Source organism: Leptospira barantonii, from assembly GCF_002811925.1.
Lineage (GTDB): Bacteria > Spirochaetota > Leptospiria > Leptospirales > Leptospiraceae > Leptospira > Leptospira barantonii.
In genome coordinates this window covers 1-23,813 of sequence record NZ_NPDS01000001.1, presented here as the reverse complement: position 1 = coordinate 23,813, position 23,813 = coordinate 1, and the positions used below count along the sequence as shown (strand labels likewise).

Annotated in this window: 21 protein-coding genes; 8 read left to right on the top strand and 13 right to left on the bottom strand. The window is 43.3% G+C overall.

Going from position 1 to position 23,813, the window contains the following annotated elements; translation table 11 throughout:
* Positions 1-82: 82 nt before the first annotated feature.
* Both gatB and dnaE read left to right on the top strand, forming a co-directional pair.
* On the top strand, positions 83-1,543 hold the full coding sequence (gene gatB, locus CH367_RS00105; protein ID WP_100761284.1) for an Asp-tRNA(Asn)/Glu-tRNA(Gln) amidotransferase subunit GatB: 1,461 nt from the start codon (positions 83-85) through the stop codon (positions 1,541-1,543).
* 207 nt (positions 1,544-1,750) lie between these two features.
* Positions 1,751-5,269 (top strand): DNA polymerase III subunit alpha, encoded by a 3,519-nt coding sequence (gene dnaE, locus CH367_RS00100; protein ID WP_100760495.1) that lies wholly within the window; start codon positions 1,751-1,753, stop codon positions 5,267-5,269.
* 121 nt (positions 5,270-5,390) lie between these two features.
* Here the strand turns inward: dnaE and CH367_RS00095 are convergent, their stop codons facing one another.
* Positions 5,391-6,242 carry a M23 family metallopeptidase gene (locus CH367_RS00095; RefSeq protein WP_100761283.1) on the bottom strand — a complete coding sequence of 284 codons (852 nt, stop codon included), beginning with the start codon at positions 6,240-6,242 and terminating at the stop codon, positions 5,391-5,393.
* An 85-nt stretch (positions 6,243-6,327) separates the two neighbouring features.
* Between CH367_RS00095 and CH367_RS00090 the strand changes: the two genes are divergently transcribed.
* The 4 genes from CH367_RS00090 (at position 6,328) to CH367_RS00075 (ending at position 10,661) form a co-directional block, all read left to right on the top strand.
* Complete coding sequence (locus tag CH367_RS00090; RefSeq protein WP_100760494.1) at positions 6,328-7,233, top strand: RNA polymerase sigma factor; 906 nt, start codon at positions 6,328-6,330, stop codon at positions 7,231-7,233.
* Between the two features lie 35 nt (positions 7,234-7,268).
* Positions 7,269-7,997, top strand: coding sequence for a hypothetical protein (locus CH367_RS00085; RefSeq protein WP_100760493.1), 729 nt, complete (start codon positions 7,269-7,271; stop codon positions 7,995-7,997).
* A 143-nt stretch (positions 7,998-8,140) separates the two neighbouring features.
* Complete coding sequence (locus CH367_RS00080; protein WP_100760492.1) at positions 8,141-9,970, top strand: CHAT domain-containing protein; 1,830 nt, start codon at positions 8,141-8,143, stop codon at positions 9,968-9,970.
* 4 nt (positions 9,971-9,974) lie between these two features.
* Positions 9,975-10,661 (top strand): hypothetical protein, encoded by a 687-nt coding sequence (locus CH367_RS00075; protein WP_100760491.1) that lies wholly within the window; start codon positions 9,975-9,977, stop codon positions 10,659-10,661.
* Positions 10,662-10,765: 104 nt separating this feature from the next.
* Here the strand turns inward: CH367_RS00075 and CH367_RS00070 are convergent, their stop codons facing one another.
* The 11 genes from CH367_RS00070 to CH367_RS00020 all read right to left on the bottom strand — a co-directional run bounded on the left by CH367_RS00070 (position 10,766) and on the right by CH367_RS00020 (position 20,292).
* The gene (locus CH367_RS00070) at positions 10,766-11,086 is read right to left on the bottom strand and encodes a phasin-related domain-containing protein (protein ID WP_100760490.1); all 321 of its coding nucleotides are present in this window, start codon (positions 11,084-11,086) and stop codon (positions 10,766-10,768) included.
* A 247-nt stretch (positions 11,087-11,333) separates the two neighbouring features.
* On the bottom strand, positions 11,334-12,926 hold the full coding sequence (gene pckA, locus CH367_RS00065; RefSeq protein WP_100760489.1) for a phosphoenolpyruvate carboxykinase (ATP): 1,593 nt from the start codon (positions 12,924-12,926) through the stop codon (positions 11,334-11,336).
* Between the two features lie 61 nt (positions 12,927-12,987).
* The gene (locus CH367_RS00060) at positions 12,988-14,022 is read right to left on the bottom strand and encodes a PIN/TRAM domain-containing protein (RefSeq protein WP_100760488.1); all 1,035 of its coding nucleotides are present in this window, start codon (positions 14,020-14,022) and stop codon (positions 12,988-12,990) included.
* A 41-nt stretch (positions 14,023-14,063) separates the two neighbouring features.
* On the bottom strand, positions 14,064-14,612 hold the full coding sequence (locus tag CH367_RS00055; RefSeq protein ID WP_010573325.1) for a CarD family transcriptional regulator: 549 nt from the start codon (positions 14,610-14,612) through the stop codon (positions 14,064-14,066).
* An 85-nt stretch (positions 14,613-14,697) separates the two neighbouring features.
* Entirely contained in the window at positions 14,698-15,390 is a 693-nt protein-coding gene (locus tag CH367_RS00050) for a hypothetical protein (protein ID WP_100760487.1), read from the bottom strand.
* An 84-nt stretch (positions 15,391-15,474) separates the two neighbouring features.
* Complete coding sequence (locus tag CH367_RS00045) at positions 15,475-15,780, bottom strand: hypothetical protein (RefSeq protein WP_100760486.1); 306 nt, start codon at positions 15,778-15,780, stop codon at positions 15,475-15,477.
* Between the two features lie 230 nt (positions 15,781-16,010).
* Positions 16,011-16,661: a cytochrome c oxidase subunit 3 family protein gene (locus CH367_RS00040; RefSeq protein WP_100760485.1), complete on the bottom strand. Its 651-nt coding sequence runs from the start codon at positions 16,659-16,661 to the stop codon at positions 16,011-16,013.
* Positions 16,648-18,252, bottom strand: coding sequence for a cytochrome c oxidase subunit I (gene ctaD, locus CH367_RS00035; RefSeq protein ID WP_100760484.1), 1,605 nt, complete (start codon positions 18,250-18,252; stop codon positions 16,648-16,650). The genes CH367_RS00040 and ctaD overlap by 14 nt, the downstream gene beginning before the upstream one ends.
* Before the next feature lie 8 nt (positions 18,253-18,260).
* On the bottom strand, positions 18,261-19,262 hold the full coding sequence (coxB, locus tag CH367_RS00030; RefSeq protein WP_208861961.1) for a cytochrome c oxidase subunit II: 1,002 nt from the start codon (positions 19,260-19,262) through the stop codon (positions 18,261-18,263).
* A gap of 10 nt (positions 19,263-19,272) precedes the next feature.
* Entirely contained in the window at positions 19,273-20,112 is an 840-nt protein-coding gene (locus tag CH367_RS00025) for an SCO family protein (RefSeq protein ID WP_100760483.1), read from the bottom strand.
* A gap of 30 nt (positions 20,113-20,142) precedes the next feature.
* The gene (locus CH367_RS00020; RefSeq protein WP_100760482.1) at positions 20,143-20,292 is read right to left on the bottom strand and encodes a hypothetical protein; all 150 of its coding nucleotides are present in this window, start codon (positions 20,290-20,292) and stop codon (positions 20,143-20,145) included.
* Between the two features lie 183 nt (positions 20,293-20,475).
* Here CH367_RS00020 and CH367_RS00015 point away from each other — a divergent pair, with 183 nt between their 5' ends.
* Both CH367_RS00015 and cyoE read left to right on the top strand, forming a co-directional pair.
* Complete coding sequence (locus CH367_RS00015; RefSeq protein ID WP_100761281.1) at positions 20,476-21,429, top strand: COX15/CtaA family protein; 954 nt, start codon at positions 20,476-20,478, stop codon at positions 21,427-21,429.
* A 15-nt stretch (positions 21,430-21,444) separates the two neighbouring features.
* Positions 21,445-22,314 carry a heme o synthase gene (cyoE, locus tag CH367_RS00010; protein ID WP_100760481.1) on the top strand — a complete coding sequence of 290 codons (870 nt, stop codon included), beginning with the start codon at positions 21,445-21,447 and terminating at the stop codon, positions 22,312-22,314.
* Positions 22,315-22,344: 30 nt separating this feature from the next.
* On the opposite strand, the gene CH367_RS00005 is transcribed toward cyoE, so the two are convergent.
* Positions 22,345-23,490 (bottom strand): sensor histidine kinase, encoded by a 1,146-nt coding sequence (locus CH367_RS00005; RefSeq protein ID WP_100760480.1) that lies wholly within the window; start codon positions 23,488-23,490, stop codon positions 22,345-22,347.
* Positions 23,491-23,813: the final 323 nt, after the last annotated feature.

Genomic DNA, 23,813 nt, shown 5'->3' with positions numbered 1-23,813 from the left:
CTACATTTAGAGATCGTTCTCCAAGGATTAGGGATAGAATCCTCAATCGGTTTTGGATGACAATCCGGAAAAGGAGATACAGTTGGCGGAATTTGAAACGATCATAGGGCTGGAAGTTCACGCACAGCTCAACACGGAATCGAAAATATTCTCTACAAGCGCGACGAAGTTCGGCGCTCCTCCGAATTCTCAAACAAACCCGGTGTGTTTAGGTTTACCGGGAGCCCTTCCGGTCCTCAACGAAGTCGCTTTGGAAAAAGCGATCTTGGCTGGACTTGCGTTCGGTTGCGACATCACCCTTTTTACTAAATTCGATCGTAAGAATTATTTTTATCCAGATCTTCCCAAAGGTTATCAAATCTCTCAGTTCGATAAACCGATCTGCACCGGAGGCGGAGTTACTTTTACGATCAAGGGGGAAGAATCTCCCCGCTTCGTAAGACTCACTCGGATTCACATGGAAGAGGACGCGGGCAAGTTGATTCACTCTGCGGATCCGAACGTTCCTCAATCTTATGTCGATTTAAACAGAGCGGGAACTCCTCTGATCGAAATCGTTTCCGAACCGGATATGCGTTCTTCGGACGAAGCGTATTATTATCTAAATTCCTTAAAGGCCGTTTTGAAATACATCCGCGTTTCCGATTGTAATATGGAAGAAGGTTCTCTTCGTTGTGACGCAAACGTTTCCATTCGTCCGAAAGGTTCGGATAAATTCGGAACGAGAGTGGAAATCAAAAACCTAAACTCTTTCAAAGCGGTAAAGGCCGCCATCGACTACGAAGTGGAATGGCAAACCGAAATGGCTCTGGAAGGAAAGACCTTCCAACAACAAACGAAACTTTGGGACTCAGTCGCGAACAAAACCGTTACGATGAGAACCAAAGAGATGAGTCACGACTATCGTTACTTTCCGGATCCCGATCTTCCCGTAATCATTCTTCAAAAAGAAACCGTGGAAGAAGTGCGCACAAAACTTCCCGAACTTCCGAACGAAAGAAAGAATCGTTTTGTGGAGAAGTTGGGACTTCCGAAATACGACGCGGAAGTTTTAACGGCGGAAAGAGAAATCGCGGATTATTTCGAAGAAGCTCTGAAAGTTTCGGGTGACGCGAAAAAAACCTCGAACTGGGTGAAGGATGAAATTCTCGGAATCGTAAACAAAGAAAGCATTACAATTTCTGAATTTACCGTTTCCGCTCAAAGAATCGGCGGACTTGTAAAACTGATCGCCGACGGAAAAATTTCCGGTAAGATCGCGAAGACCGTATTCGAAGAACTTCTTATTAGCGATAAGGACGCGGAGACGATCGTAACCGAAAAAAATCTGATCGTGGTTCGAGACGATAAGGAAATAGAAAGAATCGTGGACGAAGCGATCGCGAACAATCAGGACGCGGTTACGAAATACAAAAGCGGAAAGGATCGCGCGTTAGGCGCCATTGTCGGCTACGTTATGAAGGTCTCAAAAGGTAAGGCCGATCCGGAATTGGTCAACCAAATGTTACTCGATAAACTCGGGCCGCTCCCACCAAAAGGTTAATCGGACATTCCAAGTCGTGCCAAAACGGCGCGGCTTGGCTCCGCCCTTCGACCGAAGATATTTTACCTCAAATCCGCGCTTCCTTTTTCCAAGCACATTCGAAAAATTCTATCTTATAAAACGTATCGGAATTTGGTCTAACCTATAGGTTTTAAGCGATTAGACTCTTGACGTCGAGTTCGCCGAAATTCTATTATGTCCCTTACAATGCAGGATTTCGCCCACCTACATCTGCACACGAATTACTCCATGCTCGACGGAGCGATCCGTATCAAAGAATTGATGCAACACGTAAAGGACTGCGGTATGTCTTCGGTTGCGATGACCGATCACGGAAACATGTTCGGCGCGGTGGAATTTTACAACGAGGCGATGAAACAGGGTATCAAGCCGATCATCGGAAGCGAGTTCTACGTTTCTCCGAACAGAAAACAAGAAACGGAAATGGTGAAGATCGCGGACGGAAACGCGTATCATCTCATCCTACTTGCTAAGAACGAAGAAGGTTATAAAAATCTAATACGTCTTTCGAGTAAATCTTATACGGAAGGTTTTTATAAAAAGGCGAGAATCGACTACGATCTTCTGGATAGATTCAGCGACGGCCTTGTCTGTTTAACGGCTTGTCTTGCGGGAGAAGTGAACCGAAAAATTCTCGAAGGAAAAATCGACGAATCCTTTCAACTCGCGGGCAAGCTGAACGAAATTTTCCGAAAGGAAGATTTCTACATGGAAATCCAAAACCACGGAATTCCCGAACAGATGACCGTGGCAAAACAGATCTACGAATTCGGAAAAAAAACCGGGATTCCTCTCGTAGTTACGAACGATTCTCACTTTTTAAAGAAGAACGACCAGGAAGCGCAGGACATTCTTCTCAGAATCGGAATGCAAAAACGCATCACCGATCCGATGGAATTCGGATTCAACGGAGAATTCTACGTTAAAAATCGGGAAGAAATGTCCAGATTATTCCCCGAAATCCCCGAAGCGCTCAATAATACATTAGAAATCAGTAATAAAGTAAATCTTAAACTTCAATTCGGAAATTATCTTCTCCCCGAGTTCGAAGTTCCGGACGGATACGACGCCGATTCTTATCTTGAAAAACTGATCTGGGAAGGAATCGAAAGAAAATACCCGAGCCTTTCTCCGGAAATCAAGGACCGCGTAGTATTCGAACTCAACACGATCAAGAACATGAAGTTTGCCGGTTACTTTTTGATCGTTCAGGATTATATCAACTACGCAAAAAGAAACGGAATTCCGGTCGGTCCGGGAAGGGGTTCGGCGGCGGGTTCGATCGTAGCCTACGCGCTTGGAATCACAAACGTAGAACCTCTACAACACAACCTTCTTTTTGAAAGATTCTTAAACCCCGATCGTAAGGACATGCCCGATATCGATACGGACTTCTGCGTGGAACGCCGTGAAGAAGTCATCAATTACATCCGTAGAAGATACGGAGAAGAAAGAGTCGGTCAGATAATCACATTCAATTCCCTCGCGGCAAAGGCCGCACTCAAAGACGTTGCGCGAGTTTTGAATCTTCCGTTCGGGGAAGCGAACGAAATGACAAAAGCGTTTCCAAACAAACTGGGAATGTCCATCGCGGAAGCGCTTACGACCTCTTCGGAGTTGAAAAACTTTTCCGAAAAAGACGATATCAATCATAAGATTTTTGCGATCGCTCAAAGACTCGAAGGAAACTATCGCCAGCCTGGAAGACACGCGGCCGGTGTCGTGATTTCTCCTTATCCATTGGAAGAAGTCGTTCCGCTTTCGACGGTTGCGGAAAAAGAAAGACCCGGTTTTAGATCCATCGTAACTCAATACGACAAGAACAACTTGGAAAGTATTGGGTTGATCAAGATGGATATCTTGGGTCTGAAAAACTTAACAACCCTGGATTTCGCGATAAAACTCATCGAACAAAGAAGGGGAATTCGAATCAATCTCGACGAGATTTCGTACGAGGATTCGAACACTTACGCTCTATTAAGAAAAGCGAATACGTTGGGAATCTTCCAGCTTGAATCCACCGGAATCACGGATCTGGTAGCGAAAAGTCAGGTAAACAACTTCGACGAAATCGTAGCCTTGATCGCATTGTATCGTCCCGGTCCGATGGGTGAAGGGATGTTGGACGAATACTTGGATCGTAAGTCCGGTAAAAAACAAGTCACCTACCCCGTTTCTTCCTGTGAACCGATCTTAAAAGAAACCTTCGGAGTTCCCGTTTATCAGGAACAGGTGATGAGTATTTCGCGAGTTGTCGGTGGATTCTCCGTCGGGGATTCGGACATGCTCCGAAAAGCAATGGCTAAGAAAAAAGCCGACATGATGGAAAAACTGAAAGTTCAGTTTGTGGAAGGCGCGGTAAAACTCGGACATCAGGAAAAAGTCGCTAAGGATCTATTCGAACAGTTGGAAAGATTCGGTGGTTACGGGTTCAACAAGTCGCACTCTGTAGCTTATGCGATCATCACATATCAAACCGCATTCTTAAAAGCGAATTATACGATCGAATATCTTACAGCGTTACTCGCATCCGATCACGGTAAAACGACGGACATCGTAAAGTATATCAACAACGCAAGGGAGATGGGGATTCGAATTCTCAACCCGGACGTTACCGAATCTCAAGTTTCGTTCAACGTTATCGACGACACAACGATTCGTTTCGGTCTTTCCGCGATGAAAGGTGTGGGTGAAACCGCCGCAAACAGCGTCATTCAAGCGAGAACCAAGATCGGAAACTTTAAAACCCTACAAGACTTCGCATTGAACATCGATACGAGATTGATCAATAAAAAAGTTTTCGAAGCTTTGATTCAAGCGGGCGCGTTGGATTCTTTCGGCTATACTCGGAAATGTCTTTTTGAATCCGTGGATTCCATTCTTACCTTTGCTCAAAGGGAACAAGAAAGAGCCAACGAAGGACAGTTCTCCTTGTTCGGCGGCGCGGAAAGTTCTTTCACACTCAATCTTCCGAAAGACGCGCTCGAATGGGAAATCGACGAAAAATTAAAACGTGAAAAAACCGTCGCGGGTCTTTATCTTTCCGGCCACCCTCTGGATAAATACGAGAAACAACTAAAAAGTCTTAGAACTATCCCGATCGAAAAATTCGACGATCTCAAATCAGGAAGTAAGGTCGAAGTGGCGGGTGTGATTTCTTCCAAGAACATCAAACTCAGTAAACGAAACGAAGAATTCGCCAATTTCAAACTCGAAGATAGAACCGGAGAAATCGAATGTGTCGCGTTCTCGAAAGTATATCAGAAATTTAAGGAATTCATAAAAGAAGACCAAGCGATCTTTATCAAAGGTGATTTGGATAAGATCGAGGTCGGCGACGCGGAACTGCGCGGACAGATCAAAGTAAACAGCATCGAAATTTTGGACGATACTACGATCGAAGATAAACTCGAAAAGTCGCTTCATCTTCGTCTCGAAGAAAGACATACGGAAGACCCGGAACTGATTCCTAAACTTTACGCGTTACTCGCTTGTTACAAGGGAGAATCTTCTGTTTACTTTCACATCGTGGAAAATGAGGAAGAGAAAAGAGTGATCCGCGCGCACGACGCGTATTCGATCCAACCGATCAACGAACTCTTTTTTCGATTGGCCGATCTTTTAGGAGATCGTTCCGTTTTCTATTCGGTGGGAGAACAACTCAAAGCGATCAACAAGAATCAGGTCGCGGGCAACGTCGGTTGATTCAAAAATCGCCGATGATGAATTGATTATCATTCGGCGCGCGGTGCAAGATGCCTGCGCGACGCGCGAATTTCTAAAAAATCAATCGGCTTTCCATTCTTAACCGAAAAGAATTCTTCAATCAAAGACGACTAACGTAAAAGGTGAAACTTCTTTCGTTTACGTTTCCTCTGAAATCCCAGGCGACTACTTTGATCGTATTCTCGCCCGATTTCAAATTCAGATTTCCGACCAAATATTGATCCTTATGATAAAGACTCGTAAAGGAGAAACCGTCCGGATTCTTCCATTCCGCTGAAGAATATTGTAAGGCACCGAAGTCGGCGGAACGCAAAGCTTCTCCGTTTAGAAAATATTGAACCTTTGTGATTCCCCTTCTCTGCGATTTTTTTTCGCCGGCGTCGACAATCGAAACGGTAAAAGGAAACTCTTTCGAAAGATTGATATTGTCTCCGTCGTTGATGTTCGTAAACTTTCCGTTTACGTGAACGAGAAGACTCGATATTTCCGGAAGTGCACTATCAGGAATCGGAGAAAGAAATTTCATAGGATCCAAAATTTCCAGACCGTATTTCCGAAGTACAACAAAGTGGAGGTGCGCTCCGCTTGAGTGACCGGAATTTCCGGTGACCGCGATTTTTTCACCGCCTTTGATCAGATCCGGTTTTAAGAGTTTCGAAATTCTACCGTCTTTCAAGTGGTAATACGCCGTAAAATTTCCCGATCCGTGATCCAACCAAACGGAATTACCGGTTCCGAGTTCGTCCTCGAAAGGATGATCTTCCGCATAACGGCTGTACAAAACTTTTCCATCCGCCATCGCAAGAACGGGTTCGTTCATGGAAGATATATCCATCCCGTTGTGAAAGTGATCCCCCCTGGATTCTCCGAAAGTCGAGGTGATTTTGTTTTCCAGCTGATCGGTTTTGACGGGGACAAGATAATTTATTACTTTATTATTTTCCGCTTCCATGCTCAGATGGAACGCGGTCCAGACGGCGATAAAGAGAATTCTTTTCATTCAGGACCCAAACCCTAGTGCAAGTAACTCATACAAAATGAATTTGTCAAAAGATAAAACCCTGGATCTTGTCTCTCGGTGCGGAGACGGAGAGGAAGAGGCGCTCAAACAATTCTTCGAAATTTATTCGGAGGACATATACAACTTCCCGATGAAAATCTTTCATCTAAGCGAAGACGACGCCGGCGATTTTTTTATCTATGCATTCGAAAGATTGAAAACCGGAGCTCGATTCGGTAGCTTCAAGGGCAAATCCAGCTTCAGAACCTGGTTCTATTCGGTTCTCAGAAACATGCTGATCGATTGGCAAAGAACCAAACGAGAACTGAAGGTCACAAACCTCGGTAAAATCAGCAAAGAAGGGAAAGAATACGCGACGATCGAAGACGAACCCGACACTCGTCCGGAAATGCAGGAAGAAGCGAGCGAACTTTCCGACAGATTCAACCAGGCTTTGGAAGAAATCGGGGTCGATAAACGGGTTATCTTTAAACTTTCCTATATCTATTACTTAAATCTAAACGAAGACGAAGTTCAATATCTTCTGGAAAAAACGGCGCTTTCTCCGGACGCGCTTAAGGAAAAAATTCTTCATCTTCGTTCGGAACTTTCCAATCGAGAGGAAGAGAATATAAGAATGGAGGACAAAATTACGTCTCTTTATTTGAATATTCTCGATCTAAAAGAAAAACAACAGAATACGGCGAAGATCGCACCGATTCTCCCTATGGAAGTGGACAAAACTTCTCACGCTTTGAAGAAGAAATACGAACAGCGTAAGAAACTTTTGGAAAAGAAAAAGAAAGGCCACTTTCTCGCGAGAACCCCTTATCGAGAGGTTGCGGACCTGATCGGAATTTCCGAGGGAAACGTAAGCGTTACTCTACTTCGTTTAATTGAAAAAATTCAGAAAAAGCTAGATTTTAGTGATTTGGATTTTTAAAATTTTCCGTCTTTTTATGATATTGGAGAACCAAAATGGATTCGGGATCTGAAATGAATCAAAAAAACGAGCTTCTGCTCTCACTCTTAAACGGAGAAGAAGCCAATGCGGCAACAGATATAAAGCTGCAAAATCAACTCATCCAAATGGAAGAGTCGATCCAAGCGGGAATCAACGCCGCAACACTGTCTTATTTAGACCAAGCCTCTCATAAGGGAAAGTTTTCCGATCTTCAGGAAGCGATAGATCTTCAAAAGGCCGATCTCAGCGGTTATCTTTCAAAAGAAGTTCCCGAGTACCTCAGACGTTATGTCACACTCGAACTCGCGAGAAAATCCCCTTCTAAGGAATCCATCGTGGTAAAGTTAGGGAAGTCCGGCGCCCGTATATTTGAAAGTCTTGTAGAATCTCTTCAAATTAACACAAGAGTGGATTACGCGCCTTCTATGCGTTCCGCTGTGACAAAGGACCCTTCCGAGTTTGTCGTATTTGAGGAAAAGGTTCTCGATAATTCCAAATTCACGTATCAATTGGTTCAAGAAACTCCCGAAACCGCATTTCTAAGCGTTAAGATAGAATCCCCCGATGCGGATTCCTTTCAAAGAGTGAATCTTTATAAGGACACGAGATTTATTCTTTCGAATCAATTCAACAACGAAGGAATCGCGAACTTCTCCGGACTCAGAGAAGGAAAATACACGGTAGAATTTCAGGGAAAAGAGAATTCCAAGTCATTGGATCTTTTCATTCTGTTAGAAGCCTAAACCCGAAAGAATCTCCGGATAAAAAATTCCCGCACTGCTCGAAATCGATTTTGCAGTGAGGGAATTTGTTTTTAATTTTCTGCAGAAAAAGAATTCTGGAAAAAACACTCCAGTGTTATAATCTGATCCCTGGATTTTGAACCATGCTGAACCTAATTATTGATAGAGTCGGAACCGTAAACGTATTCAACATCATGGATACTTCGGGGAGCGGCTCGGAATCGCATCTTCAATCCACGATCGACGAAGATCTCATCTTAGAATACATTAAGGAAATCGAAAATTTAGTTCGTGTTTCCAATGCGGTCAACTCCAAAGGCGTAAGTCATAAAACCCTCGAAACCGAAATCCTTCACGAGCTGAAAATCCTCGGAGAAACTTTTTACGATCAGTTTTTCCCGGCGCCGATCCAAGAAAAACTCCGACTTACGACCGAAAAATATCTGCACTTGAATATGGATCCGAAACTCGGAGTGATTCCGTGGGAACTCCTGCACGACGGAACTTGTTTTTTGTCGGATAAATTCTTTATCGGAAAAACGGTTCGGGGAGAATCCAGCCAGAGTTCCTTCAAAGAAAAGGAAAAGTTGAGAATGCTCATCATCGCCGATCCGACCGAGGATTTGGAATGGGCGCAAAAAGAAGGGGAACAACTCTTCAAGGTTCTCAGTGAAAAAGTTTCACCGTCCCGATTGGAAATTGAGTTCATCGGCGGAAAACAAGTAACCAAACTCAAACTTCTTTCCTTGATCAAAGGGAAGAATATCATTCATTACTCCGGCCATCTTTACTTCTCGGACGATCCTCTTGAAAACGGATGGTTGATATCGGAAGGAAAGGTTCTCAAAGCAAGAGAAATCAAAAACTCCGGGTTTAATACAGATTTGGTTTTTTCAAACTCTTGCCAATCGAACTCGAACGCATCGAGAACTCTCAACTCCGACCTGATGAACAATTTCGCCGGAGCCTTCTTGATGTCCGGGATTAAAAGTTTCATCGGAACCAATTGGGAAATCATCGATAACCAGAATACGATCGACTTTACGATCCAGTTTTATTCTTATCTTTTCAGCGATCGAAGTATAGGAGAATCTCTCTTCCTCGCAAAAGAATACGCACGAAGAATTTTCGATACGAACGACCTGACTTGGACCAACTATTCGCTTCACGGAATTCCGAATCAACAAGTGATGATGGATCCAACAAAAGGAAAACCGATTCAGAAGATTATCAACCCTTCACTCATTTCCAAATTCTATCCTTCGAACATCGCCGCTTCTTACTATAACTTCACTCAAAAACAAAAAGAAGAAACCGAAAGTTCCTTCGAGTTGATTCAGTCTTTGATTCTTGCCTTTGAGGAATTTTCGAAGATCGTCGGCGGGATCATTTTCAGCGATCATCAACATCATTCTTTGGGAAAATACATTCCCAATAATCCGGACGACGCCGTTGAAGTTAAAAAATGGTGGGAGCTGATCTATCAATGTCTTGCCGATTTCAGAAAGCTCGAGATCAGTCCGTTGATCAGCAATATCCAGGAAGTCCTTCAAGTGAACAAGGATACGATCCAAAAGATGATTCAATGGATCGAACTTTATAGACGAGGTCAAATTCTCCGAGATTCCGCGGACGGTTATCTGATTTCATTTCAGTACTACTACGAAAACCTTTTGATGGAATTGGAAGAATTGGAAAAAACGAGCATCTTTCTCGTTTCGACAAACTCGAATAATCATCTATTTTTCAGAGGAATAAAACCCGAAACTTCTTTGGTGGTCGCGCCCGTAGTAAAACAGGATTACATCGGGGAACAAATCGAAAAGTTCCGCGGTAAGGTGATCGTATTCAACGAGAATAGAATGACGATCATTCCTATGCTTTGTAGCGTCATAGAAAATCCCGAAACGAAGGATCTCGAGCTAAGTTTCCCGGGTTTTAAATCGGAAAAAAACTCCATTCAAAATCTTTAATCTATTGAGTCTTTGCCAACCCGATCAGGGTAATTTTTCATGCGGTTCCTGTTGCGGAATTTTCAATCTGGATTTAAAACCCGACGAGATCCGAAAATTAATCCAAGAAAGAACGGAAGAATTTAAAAAGTCCGTCGACTTTAAAAAACCTTGGACGATGGCCGAGTACAGAAAGGTCCGCGAAAAAAAAGAAGAATCCATCGTAAGAAAAGACGAGCTCACATACAACTGTCCCTTCTTAGGCGCTTTCGGAAAAAAAATCGGATGTATGATTCATCCCGTTTTTAGCGGCGATCCTCTCAGTCAGAATTATTCCTTTTACGGGTCTTCCATTTGTCAAGGTTACGAATGCAGAAACATGGAACGTAAAAGTTCCAAACTGTGGGAAAATCTTTTAGGTGAAATGGATTTGGATTCTTTCGTTTATTCCGCAATCGCTTCCGATTACAAAACCCTCGATCTGATAGAAGATACCTTCATTGAAAAAGGAATTTCTACGGAAGAACTGTTCGAAAATCACAAGGATCTTTTGAAACGATTGGTTCAAAGAAAAATCGATACGAATGTCGCGATGATGAATACGTCTTTTGAAATTCCGATGGAAGTGGAAAAAACTCCGGCCAAAGAAAGATTGATCGCGAGATTAGACCTAACCTTGGCTCCCGATTTGTTAAACGACTTCGAATTTTAGAATTTTTGAATGTTCCGGTTTATTTTTTCGGAATAAACGAATTGAGTGTGAAAAAAAGGGAGATAAAATCCTTCCTGCATGTAAAAACACAGGAAGGAAAACGATTATTGTTTAGTGGTAGAGTCTGCTTTAGACTTTGAAGCACCGTTCAAAGTAGCTTTTGCAGATGAAACGCCTTGGCCAACTTTCGACTTAACTTCCTCTACCTTAGAGTTGACTTGACCTGCAACACCTTCAACTGAATGAAGAGCTTCTTCGATATATTTTCTAAGGTTGTTTGCAACCTCGGATTGATCTTGAGCTCCTTTGGATGCAAGTTCCTTGAATTCTTTTTCAACTTTAAGGAGAATGCTGTCAGCTTGCTCACGGAGAGATTTCGCCGCTCCAATCGCAAAGTTAAGCGCTTCCTTGATTTCTTTTTCCATAGTTTTTTCCTCTGTCTTCTACACTGAGAATATACGCCAATTTTATGCGGCGCACAATAAGGTGTCAAGTGGGAATTGGAAGCGGCGAAAAACCCGAACTGTTTGTCCAAATTTCGTTTCGAAGTTATTGGGACATAAGAAAATTCTCAATCGTTGCTGAATCAAATCGTTGTAGGACCTCTCACAAAATAAAAAGGAGACCCAATTGGATCTCCTTTTTATCAAAAACCGATTGTAAAATCGAATCTTAGATTTTTGGACCGAAAGCGGTAAAGTCGAAGTCCTTAGAACCTTCAGCATACTGCTTAAAGTTTTTAATGAACATTTCTCCCAACTTCTTAGCGGTTTCGTCATAAGCCGCTTTGTCGGCCCAAGCTTCTCTTGGATCGAGGATAGAAGTATCAACACCGTTGATCGTTTTAGGATATGCCATTTGGAAAACCGGGTGAGTCACGAACTCGGACTTCTCGATGTTTCCGTTCAAAATCTCGTCGATGATTTTACGAGTAGAAGGAAGGTTCATACGCTTTCCGACTCCGTAAGATCCGCCGACAAGACCGGTGTTCATAAGGTAAGCTCTTACGTTATGTTTCTTCATTTTTTCACCGAGCAATTTTGCGTATCTGGTCGGGTGAAGAGTCATAAACGCGGCGCCGAAACATGCTGAGAAAGTCGCAGTCGGTTCCTTAATTCCTCTTTCAGTTCCCGCAACCTTCGCAGTATAACCGGAAAGGAAGTGATACATCGCTTGTTCGATGCTCAGTTTGGAAACGGGAGGAAGAACTCCGAACGCATCATAAGTTAAGAATATAATGGTTTTCGGATGATCTCCTTTAGAAGGAGTTTGGATATTGTTGATGTGGAAGATCGGATAAGAAACGCGCGTGTTTTCCGTTTTTGCGGCGGAAGAATAATCCACAACTTTCGTTTGAGGATCGTAAACCACGTTCTCAAGAAGAGCGTCTTTACGAATCGCTTCGTAAATGTCCGGCTCGGTCTTAGGATCAAGATTGATTACCTTCGCGTAACAACCGCCTTCGATGTTGAAGATTCCATTGTCATCCCAACCGTGCTCGTCATCACCGATCAGTTTACGATTCGGATCCGTAGAAAGAGTGGTTTTACCGGTTCCGGAAAGACCGAAGAAAAGAGCGGTGTCACCGTCTTTACCGACGTTTGCGGAACAGTGCATGCTCAAAATTCCCTGTAAAGGAAGTTTGTAGTTCATAACGGAGAAGATACCTTTCTTCATTTCTCCGCCGTATTCGGTTCCACCGATGATACAAATCTTCTTTGCAAGATTGAAAATTACGAACACTTCGGAGTTCATTCCGTGTTCTTTAAACTTTTCGTTCTTAATACCGCATGCGTTGATGATCGTAAATTCAGGATCAAGACCTGCTAATTCTTCCTTAGAAGGACGAAGGAACATGTTTGTGCAAAAGTGGTGTTGCCAAGCCTTTTCGGAAACAACACGAAGACTTACTCTGGTTTCCGGGTTCGCACCTGCGTAACCGTCGAAAACGTAGAGTTTTTTGTGACTCAGATAATTAACACATTTCTTATAAAGTTCGTCGAAGATCGCTTCGGAAACTTTGAAATTGATATGGCTCCACCAAATGTTTTCATTGGAAGAAGATTCATCTACGAAATACTTATCTTTTGGGGATCTACCGGTAAAAATTCCGGTGTCTACCATCATGGTTCCGTTGCTGGAAACTACGGTTTCTCCGTTTTTTTTCTCATGCTCATAAATTTCGTCATAGGAAAGGTTATGGAATATTTCAGAAGGTTCGAGTCCGAGTTCCTTCAAGCCTTTTACCTGAGTCTGGGCCTGCATTTGATTGCTCCTTGGGAATTCTATTTCAATTATTTTACGATAAAGCTGAAAGTCAACCGATTCAAGAGGAATGAGGTTGGCGATTTCCCTTCTCAGAAGCCCCATTTGGGTTCGCTTTCGTGAAGATCATCTTTCCTGCCGCGGTCTGAATGATAGAAGTTACTGTCACTTTGACTTCTTTTCCAACGAGATGACCGCCGTTTTCGATTACGACCATAGTGCCGTCTTCGAGATAACCGATTCCTTGATTTTCGTCCTTTCCTTCCTTGATGACTTGAATTCCAAGTTCCTCACCGGGAAGAACGACCGGTTTCAACGCATTCGCAAGAGTGTTCAAATTGAGAACTTTTACGCCCTGCAATTCCGCAACCTTGTTTAGGTTAAAGTCGTTGGTAACGATTTTTCCGCCGGTATCTCTTGCGAGTTTGATCAACTTCGCATCGACTTCACGGGTATCGGAATAATCCTTATAAGTGATTTTTACTTCGATGGAACCTTTGCGTTGAAGTTTGTTCAACATCTCAAGGCCTCTTCTTCCTCTTGCTCTTTTGATCGGATCGGAAGAATCGCTGATAAGTTGGATCTCTCTCAATACGAAGTTAGGAAGAATCAACGGACCGTCCAAGAAGTGCGTATCGGCGATGTCTAAAATTCTTCCGTCGATCACAACCGAAGTATCGAGAATCTTATCTCTTACTTCTTCCTTTTCGATTCCTACTCCGAATCCGTTTCCGGAACCGCCGCCACCGCCGAAAATTCCAAGACCGGGTTCTTTCGCGAAAGAGACTCCGGCAAGAATTCCGAAAAGCGCAAATAGAAAGTAAAGTGCAACGTTCAATTCTTCAAAGTGAACGACCTCGCCTATAAACCATGCGATTGCAAGACCGAGAAGAGTCCCGAGACCCGCGCAGAAAAGCACGTCGGCTTTGAGCTTTGGAAAAAGGTTGGATTCTCCATAAAGAAGAATTAAGGAAACTACCAGGACAACTCCGGCTATAGGACCGGCTAAGTAAAGATCTCCGGCTTGTTTGTGTGTTACCGCAAAGGTAATACCGGAGAGGAATAGAGACGTGAGTACTTTATAGAGATGAATCATAACTCAAATCCTTAATTGTATTTGAGTTTTTGCGGAATTTTTTACTCTTCTTCTTCTGCCTTTCTTTCACTAGGAGAGAGGGTGCTCGCCAATACATCGGAAACGAGATTCCCCGCTTCTTCTTGCGTAACACCTTTGCTCAATGCAACTTCCATTTTCACAAGATTATAGGCGCTTTCGTAAAGCTTTCTCTCCATAATAGAGAGTTCTTTTCCATTTGCTCTACGAAATAGGTTTCTGCAGACTTCTCCGACCTCATAAATCGATCCGGACTTGATCTTGTTGAGGTTATTTTGGTAGCGGATCTTCCAGTCTTCTTCCGTGTCGACTTCGTCTTTTTTTAGGAGTGCGATGACTTTCTTGATCTCTTTTTTATCGATGATAGGGCGAATTCGAACCTGTTCTGCTTTGTCAACAGGTATCATAACCTTCATCTTACTACCCTGGATTTCGAGAACGTAGCAATCCTTCTTTTTACCAAGGATATTCTTTTTGGAGATTTCGAGAATTTCTCCAACTCCATGGATGGGATAGACTACGTAGTCGCCTACCTTGTGTTCGATCTCGGAATTTTTCTTTTTGGCAGCCAAGTAAGTATGATAACTTCCGTTAAAACTCTGCCTAAGAAAATAGCACAAATTTGGCGAAAGTCAACAAAATTATCCCAAAAGGCTACTAAAGTTTGAGTGAACGAACCTTTGCGGAATGAAATGCAGGATCATTGAGAGGTTGAACTTTTTCGAGCGCTTCTTTTGCCTCATCTTCGGAATAGAAATATCCCAGATACAACTCACCTTTTGAGGAACGAAAAATTCTTCCCTTAAACTCGTTTCGAGCCATGAGCAATCTCTTCCCGAGTTCGACGGCTTGTAAAGAATCGGAGGTCGGAACAACGACCAGATAATTCGTTTCTCCGGTTTGAGGTGGATAAAGAAGTTTCGAATCGTTTTGCTTCGCTCCATTGTCGGAAGAAGGTTCTTTGGAACTCAGCTTGGAAAGAGTTTCCTGATTTTTTAAGGATTCAACGGAGTCATTTTCTCTCGAAGAAGAAAACAAAGATCTCAGACCTCCATTCTCATTCTTTTTTTCTTGAGAAGATACGTTTCTAAAAGTCTGCAGTTCGTTCTGTGCGAAGGTTTCTTCTTTTTGATCCAACTTGAGTCCGACAACCAATCCCGCGGTAAAAAGCGAAATCGATCCTAAGAGTAAAACAAAAGCGGAACGTGTGGATGAAAAGATCTGAATCGGTGATCCCGATTTTTTTGAATGTTGGACCGTTTGTATGGTTCTATCAAAGTCCGAATTTTCTCGGACCGGCATTCGGATCGAAGATTGTTTGAGTCTTCTGGAATAATCGATATTCTGCATTGGAATCCTGGATTCTATATTAAGAATCGGTTTAAATGCCCAAATTCCGTCGAAAAAATTTGATAAACGAAGAGAAGTTTCGATTTAACGTTTGGGTTTGCCGATCGCGAAAATCCAAAAAATCCAGAGACAACAAGCCCCGAGTAGAACGTAAAATCCCACGACCCCGTTTCGACCGAACAGATTGTATGCGAGTTTTAAAGAACCCAGATGAAGACTTTCGGTTTCACCGGACTCCCATTCTAAAATCCATCGATTCCAGTAATGTGCGTAGATGAAAAGAACCGCGGCCGGTAAAAATAAAACAAACGGATATTTGGCGGTGAACTGAACCCACTTAGGAGAGCCGGAAATCGGTTTTACTTCTTCGTTGATCCATCGTATTTTCATGCTTCGTTTGAACAACAGGACGGAGTTCCGACCATTGCTTGGTTTTTTAGGAAAGAATTTTTCGACGGAAGGGAGAAGGAATTTTCACGTCTCGGTTCAAAATTGTAGGAACTACAACGCCAGCGACGAACAAAGAAGCCACCGGAAGAAAATAAAAAACCCCGGGTTCGCCGGGGTCTTCTTTGTGAAATCGCTTTCTTTCGATCGCAATTCAGGTCGGAACTACGTCCTTAGCTTACTAAGTAAAGAAGCGGAAAGAGGTAGATCCAGATCAAGTCGACTACGTGCCAGAAAAGACCAACACCTTCAACCGGAGTGTAATAGGAAGAATTCACTTCTCCTTTAATCACTTTGATCATGACCCATACGATCAGTCCGGCTCCGATCAAAACGTGAGATCCGTGAATCCCGGTCATTACGAAGTAAAAACCGAAAAACATAGCCGCGTTTTTGATGTCGCCCATCTCGGTGTTTGTAAAGAATTTTCCAGGAAGAAGTCCGTGGTGGATCTTCGCGGAATATTCAAAATACTTCACAACCATAAACGTAAGAGCGCAAAGAACGGTTACCGCAAGTGCGATGATCGCTTCTTTTTTCTTATCTACTTGAACGTAGTGAATTCCCAACGCCATCGTAAACGAGCTGAAGAGAAGAACCACAGTGTTGAACGCTCCCATCGGAACGGACAAGTGATGACTTCCTGCGTGGAACACTTCAGGATACAAAGAATGATAAATGGTGTAACCTACGAAGAGGGCGCCAAACATTAGAATTTCCGTAACAAGGAATAACCAAATTCCTTGTTTAGAAGCGTCATACTGATGCTCAGCACTATCAAAGTGATGAGCATGGTGAAATTCCGCGTGCTTAGCGGTACTCATAAGGCCCTCCCGTTACTGTCGGAGTTTTTTCAAAGTTTTCATGTGTAGGTGGAGAAGGAATGGTCCACTCGAGGGTTTTTCCACCCCAGGGGTTTGCTCCAGCTTCTTTTCCTGCGATCAATCCGTGAATCACGGCTGTAAGACCTACTAAGAATCCGATTCCGATCAGCCAAGATCCCACAGTGGAAATCTGGTTGAGGCTTGTGAATTCAGGTAAGTAGTCGTAGTATCTTCTCGGCATTCCCATGTTTCCAAGAATGAACTGTGGGAAGAAAGTTACGTTAAATCCGGTGAAGATAAAGACCCAGGAAATTCTTCCTAAAAGATCGGAAGTCATTTTACCGGTAACTTTAGGAAACCAGTAGATAATCGCTCCCATCACGGCCATCAGCGTTCCACCCACCATCACGTAGTGGAAGTGAGCCACTACGAAATACGTATCGTGGAAGTGAACGTCCATCCCTGTGGATGCGAGGAACACGCCGGTCAAACCGCCGATGGTAAAGAGAAACATAAATCCGATTGCGAACAACATAGGAGCGTCCAAACGAACGGATCCTTTATACATCGTTGAAATCCAGTTGAAGAGTTTGATCGCCGTAGGAACTCCCACGAGCATCGTGATGAAGGAGAATAGAACCCCAGCAAACTCGGACTGACCGGATACGAACATGTGGTGTCCCCAAACCAAGAAGGAAACCGCCGCAATCGCAAGAGAAGAATACGCAATCGCAGTGTAACCGAAAATGATCTTTCTGGAGAAAGTGGACACGAGTTCGGAAATCACACCCATCGCAGGAAGAATCATGATGTAAACTGCAGGGTGAGAATAGAACCAGAAGAAGTGTTGAAAGAGAACCGGATCCCCACCGAGAGTCGGATCAAAAATCCCGACGCCCAAAGTTCTTTCCGCAACAAGCAGAAGAAGAGTGATCGCAAGAACCGGAGTTGCAAGAACCTGAATGATGGAAGTTGCATAAAGCGCCCAAACCATCAAAGGAATACGGTTCATTGTCATTCCAGGTGCTCTCAGTTTATGAGTGGTTACGATGAAGTTCAACCCGGTAAGAATGGAAGAAAATCCCATTACGAACGCACCCATTACCAACATGATCACCCCGTTGGAAACGGAGTTTGAGATCGAATAAGGTGTGTAGAACGTCCAACCGGTATCCACTTTTTGAGTAAAAAGGGAGAATGCCGCGATCGCCGCGCCGCTCATAAAGATATACCAGCTTGCGAGGTTCAATCTTGGAAACGCAACGTCCTTTGCTCCCAATTGAATCGGGAGAATGAAGTTTCCGAAGATCGCAGGAATTCCGGGAACGATTACCATGAACACCATAATGGCGCCGTGATAAGTCATCATTCTATTGTAAATGTCCGGAGTTACGAAACCGAGAGTTTGTCCCGGAGTAAAAAGTTCGATACGAACCAGAAGAGCGAAAATTCCTCCCAAAAGGAAGAACGACATAATCGCAAAGAAATACATGATCCCGATCCGCTTGTGATCGATCGTAGTGAGCCAGGACCAGATTCCCTTTTCGTGGTTGAGGTAGTTGTCAGTATGACTTGCAGTTGCTGTAGACATGTCCTCTCCTATTTAAGGGTTTTAATATACTCGATCAGAGCGTTGATTTCGTCATCGGAAAGCTGTCCCTGATAAGAAGGCATCGCAGGCGGATAACCTTTTACGACTTGAGCGGTTGGTTGCAGAATGGATTTACGAATGTAATTCTCGTCCGCGTTTACACCCGCACCGGCTTCAAATTCTCTCGCGCTTCCGAAAAGACCTTTGTAGGAAGGACCGACCAGACGAGAACCGTCGATCGAGTGACAACCCGCACAAGCTTTTTCAGCGTAGAGTTTTTTACCGAGTTCAGCAGGAGGAACTTTAGAAAGATCCACGCTACCGGCGGCCGCATACCATTTATCAAAAGTTTCGGAATCCACAACACGAATTGCGGAAAGCATGTTGGAGTGAGAAGTTCCGCAAAATTCCGTACAATAAACTACGAAATCTCCCTTTTCCGAAGGAGTGAAGGTCAAAGTAGTATAACGTCCAGGGATCGCATCCATCTTATTCCGGAAGGCAGGAACATAAAAGGAGTGAAGAACATCCTGAGAAGTCATAACAAGACGAACCGTTTTTCCAACGGGAACGTAAATACCGTTCGGCTGAAAAAGAGTATCCAACTTTTCAGTCGCGTTAGGAGAAACAACGGTAACACCGTTCGGATATTTGAAAGTCCACTGCCACTGTCTTGCAGTAACGTGAATTTCGATATCGCCTTTATCGTGAACTTTTCTAAGGTCTGCGAAAATTACCCAGCCCCACCAGAAAATCACGATCATGATTACTAAGGGGATAAAGGACCAAAGAAATTCTGCCAGAGTATTGTGAGTGATATAGGCAGTCTTATCGTTGTCGGTCTTTCTCCTGTATTTAAAAATAAACCAAGTCATTCCCCCGATGAGAATGACAAAGGAGATCAGACTGGATACGAGTAGAAAGACATAGAGATTATCTACATTCTTAGCTACTTCGGAAGCCTGAACCGGCATGAAACTTGTTGCCGTAATGAGGTTCAACCAGGTCATTTTTTTGAAGTTACTCCTTCCTAATGAGTTCGGAATTTCTGTTATGCCTGATCCAGAATGGGATCAAGAACGCCGCCAGAATGAGAAGAGTGAAGAAACCACCCAACTTCATCATATTATAAGCGTACAAAGTATATGTATTTTTGCCTGGGTCAAATTGAAAGCAAAAAAGGGCAAATTGATCGGTGAAATCCCCTATTTTACCGTCGGAAGCTTCCAAAAGAGAAAGTTTCAACGTTCTTTCATCGAACGTGATGCCGTGAAGATAACGGGAAATCTTTCCCGAAGGTGTGATGACATAAGCAACGGAAGAATGAATCCATTGCTCGTTCTCAGGATTCCATCGATAAGAAAATCCGACCGACTCGGAAAGAGCGGTGATTTCTTTTTGATCTCCGGTGAGAAAGTGCCAACCTTTTCCGTTGCCGCGAGCGTAATCTTTGATGTAGGAATTCTTCTTTGCTTGTGCAAGATCCGCGGTTTCTTTCGGATCAAAGGAAACTGCAACGTATTCAAATTCGTTTCCCACTTCCCAATTTAATTTTTTGAGAGTATCTGTAATTCCGTTGAGATGAAAGTTACATAAAGTAGGACACTTGTAATAAACAAGAGAAAGTAGAACCGGTTTGTCTTTTTTAAAAAAGGAACTTAGAAGAACGGGCTTTCCCGTTTCATCGCGGAAAGAAAGAGAAAGATCAAGTTGATTTCCCAACTTCTCTTTAACTCCGACTCCTTCGAGCTCTTTCGGTTTTTCATTCTTATCAAACCGAGCCGCGGGATCGTACGAATAAAGAGAAGTCGCGAAAAAGCAAAGAACGATTCCTAAAATTAGGGAATTTTTGAAAATCAAGATTCTTAACTCCGGAATAAACTCCCGATTTTACTTCGCCTGAATGTTCGCAGGAAGATTGAGAGAATGTTCTTTTACTCCCGGATGGAAAAAAGAAATATAAGTAAAGAATACCAAATTTCCTAAAAGAACGACGATGAACGTCCAGAATCCTGGTTTATTATAATCGTGTTGTGCCATGGAAGAAGGCTCCTGTAATTGATTCTCATTCTCTTGAAGAGAAGAAAATCTTAAAGATTCAAGGACAGGATTGGATGATTCTGTTTTTTTGGAAGTAATATTTAATTTTTACTTTCATTGCCCTTAAGGACCGTTCTCCGAGTATGGTAATTGAGAACCTCTTGCGAGGGTTCACGGGAAAGAATGAACTCTAACTTGGACCTTTCATCTAAATTTCGCCTGTTTTATAAAATCTCCCTATTCTTGAGCATTCTCATCTTTTTGAATTTGCTCTACGGACCTTTAGTGAGAGCGACCGGCTCCGGGCTTGCTTGTCCCGATTGGCCTTTTTGTTTCGGTAAAATATTTCCAACTTTCGACTTTCAGATTTTTATGGAAGTCTCTCACCGCTATTATTCCGGTTTTATAGGATTGATTCTTTTAGGGCTTACCATTTGGACCTTTGTGGATAAAACCCTTAGGAAAGAATTCGTTATCTACTTGGTGCTCGCGGATCTTCTTTTGGCTTCGCAAATCAACTTGGGAAGATTGACGGTGACCTTAAAACTCGATCCGACTTCCGTGAATCTTCATTTGCTGAACGCAATCGCATTCTTTTTGGTGATCCTCACCGTGTCGATCGACTCAAGAGAGAAAGCGGTTCATCAAAGGGAAATTTTTGTTAAGAGCGAAACCATATTCAGAAAAGATAATATTTTTTATTTTCTTCTTTTGATCGGAATTGTGACCCAGATTGTTCTCGGAGGACGCGTTAGTTCTCATTACGCGGGTCTTGCTTGTCCCGATTTTCCGACCTGCTGGGGACAATGGCTTCCGGATCATCCATTAGAAATCGTTAAAATTCAGGTCATCCATAGATTTGGAGCTTATTCGGTCGCGGTCCTTCTTGCGATCGCACTCGGCTTTTCGATTTGGAAGAATTTCCCGACCAACGCGAAACGATTTCTTCAGATTTCCATGTATCTTTTGGTCGCGCAGATCATTTTAGGAATTCTGAATGTGTTTTTCGGACTTCCGAAATTGGTGACCGCTCTTCACACCGGATTTGCGGTTCTTCTTCTTACGACTTCTTATCTTTCCCTAATTTCCAGAGCCGTAACATTGACTTCGGAAAACGAACGGAGGCCTGAAAGATAATTTCAGGATAGTATGATGACAAGTTCCACTTTCTTTTCCGATTGGAATCAGATGATTAAACCGAGAGTAACCTCTCTCGTATTGGCGACGATCATTCCGGGTTTGTATCTCGCGGGGGAACAATCCCCTTCCGGGTTTTTGATCGCAGTAACTCTTTTCGGAACGTTTTTGATGTCTTCCGCTTCCTTCATCTTCAATCAGGTGATTGAAAAAGACCGGGACGCGAAAATGAAACGGACTTCCAATCGTCCGATTCCCGCGGGAAGAATCGGAATCGTCGAAGCCACGTTAGTCGGCTTTGCAATGACCGGCTTGTCTTTTTATCTTCTTACGGTTTATGTAAATCTTTTGACCGCGTTGTGTGCGTTCGCGGCCTTGATTTCCTACGTTTTTCTTTATACGATTCTTTTGAAGCCGAGAACCACTCAGAATATCGTGATCGGTGGAGTTGCGGGTTGTGTGGGGCCTTTGATCGGTTACGCGGCGATCGGAAATTCTTTACCGATCCAAGCCTGGATTTTGTTCACAATGATTTTCTTATGGACCCCGGCGCATTTCTGGGCTCTTGCGATTTTCCTCAAAGAGGATTACTCGGATGCCGACTTCCCGATGCTTCCCGTCGTAAAAGGAATCGAACAAACCGCTAAATCAATCTTCTTTTACACGATTCTATATTCAATTTCCTGCATTAGTTTTTATTTCTTGGAACCTTCGATGGGACCGTTGTATTTGATTACGACAGTATCGGTTTGTATTTGGATGGGAATTCTTTCCTATCGTTTAATTCAAAACCCGGAACGTCAATCCGCGAGAAAGTTTTTCTTCTTTTCCATTCTTCATTTGTTTGCGGTGAACATTATGATCGTAATCGATCATCTCCTCTAAACGATCGAATCAACGCAGGTTCGACGTTTCTCAACTACCGAACTCGAGAATCGCGGTAAATCCGGACCCGGATACGATTCGAAAACTTCCCTTAATCTGTTTCGTTAAAATTTGAATCAATGTAAAACCGGAAGTTTTCGGCTTCATCCATAAATTGGAATCGGAAATTCCCGCGCCGTCATCCGTGATTTGAAGTCTATATTTGTTTCCCTCTCTTTGAAAGAGCACGTTGACGTTTCCGTGATCCGCTTCCACGGGAAATGCATGTTTCAAAGAATTTGAAATCAGTTCGCTGAAGATCATCGCGCATGGAAGAGCGCTTTCGATTCTTAGAAAAACGGGTTCGGCGGAATTTTCGACCCGCACTCGGATCGTTCTTTTATCGAATTTATCCGAAAGGTTTTTGATGATTTCCTCAATCACTTCGGAAAAATCGATGTCGAAATAATTTTCGGACTTATAGAGATAATTGTGAACCTGTGAAATGGCGAGAATTCTATCCTGAAAATCCGAAAGAATGTTCTCGACCTTATCCTTATCCGAACCGCTGTGAATTTCCACCAAACCGGATAAAACCTGAAGATTGTTTCTTACTCTATGATGAATTTCCTGAATCAGTTCGTTCTTTTCCTCAACGGATCCGTGCAACGTTTGTACCGCGATGATCGAGATGATGGAAAACATTACGAACAACGCAATCCGATCGGCGATGTGAACGATGCCGTTATTTCGTTCCTGAAAAAACTCGTCCGCAAAAATCAAAAATAAACAATAGAGTGCGATCAAGAAAGTTTGTTTTACGTTCGTAAAGTAGAGAAAGATCATTATAAATATCGCAAGTACGATATTTCGATTCGCCTCGTCCACGGCGGCGATCTCTCCGGAAGCGCCGTAATACCATCCCACACTGACGGACACTACACTCGTAATCAAAATGATCTTTAAAGCGACTTCGAATTTTTTTCGAAACAAAAAGATCAGGGATACGATGGAAGAAACCATCATGAGCGAAAAACCGGGACGTATAAAATATCCCTTTGTCATCCATATATAGCAATTTACGAGAATCCCCAAGAGAATGGATGCGATGTTGAATATGAAAAGATGAACCGCTTTCTTTCGCGTCAGATAATCCCGATCCTTATAGATTTTTCGAATCATTCCTGAAAGTTCCATTCGAGTTCCCGAGGCGATCGCCGAAAGCGCCTTTGTGTATTCTATACAATGAGACCCAAAGAGAAATTATTTTTCCACAAATCGGCGGGACATTCGATTGCATTTTTTTAAACGAACGAGAACGAATCGGATCGCATCGCATCGCATCGCGCAATTTTTGGAGAACGTCAAAGAGTCAAAATTCCACCTCCGCCATGGCCTCCGCCTCCGTGACCACCACCGCTTCCTCCTCCACTTCCGCCGCCGCTATGACCCCCCCCGCCCCCACAGCTGTGGCCCCCCCCACCACCACATAATACAACGCTACCCCCACCCGTTCTTGA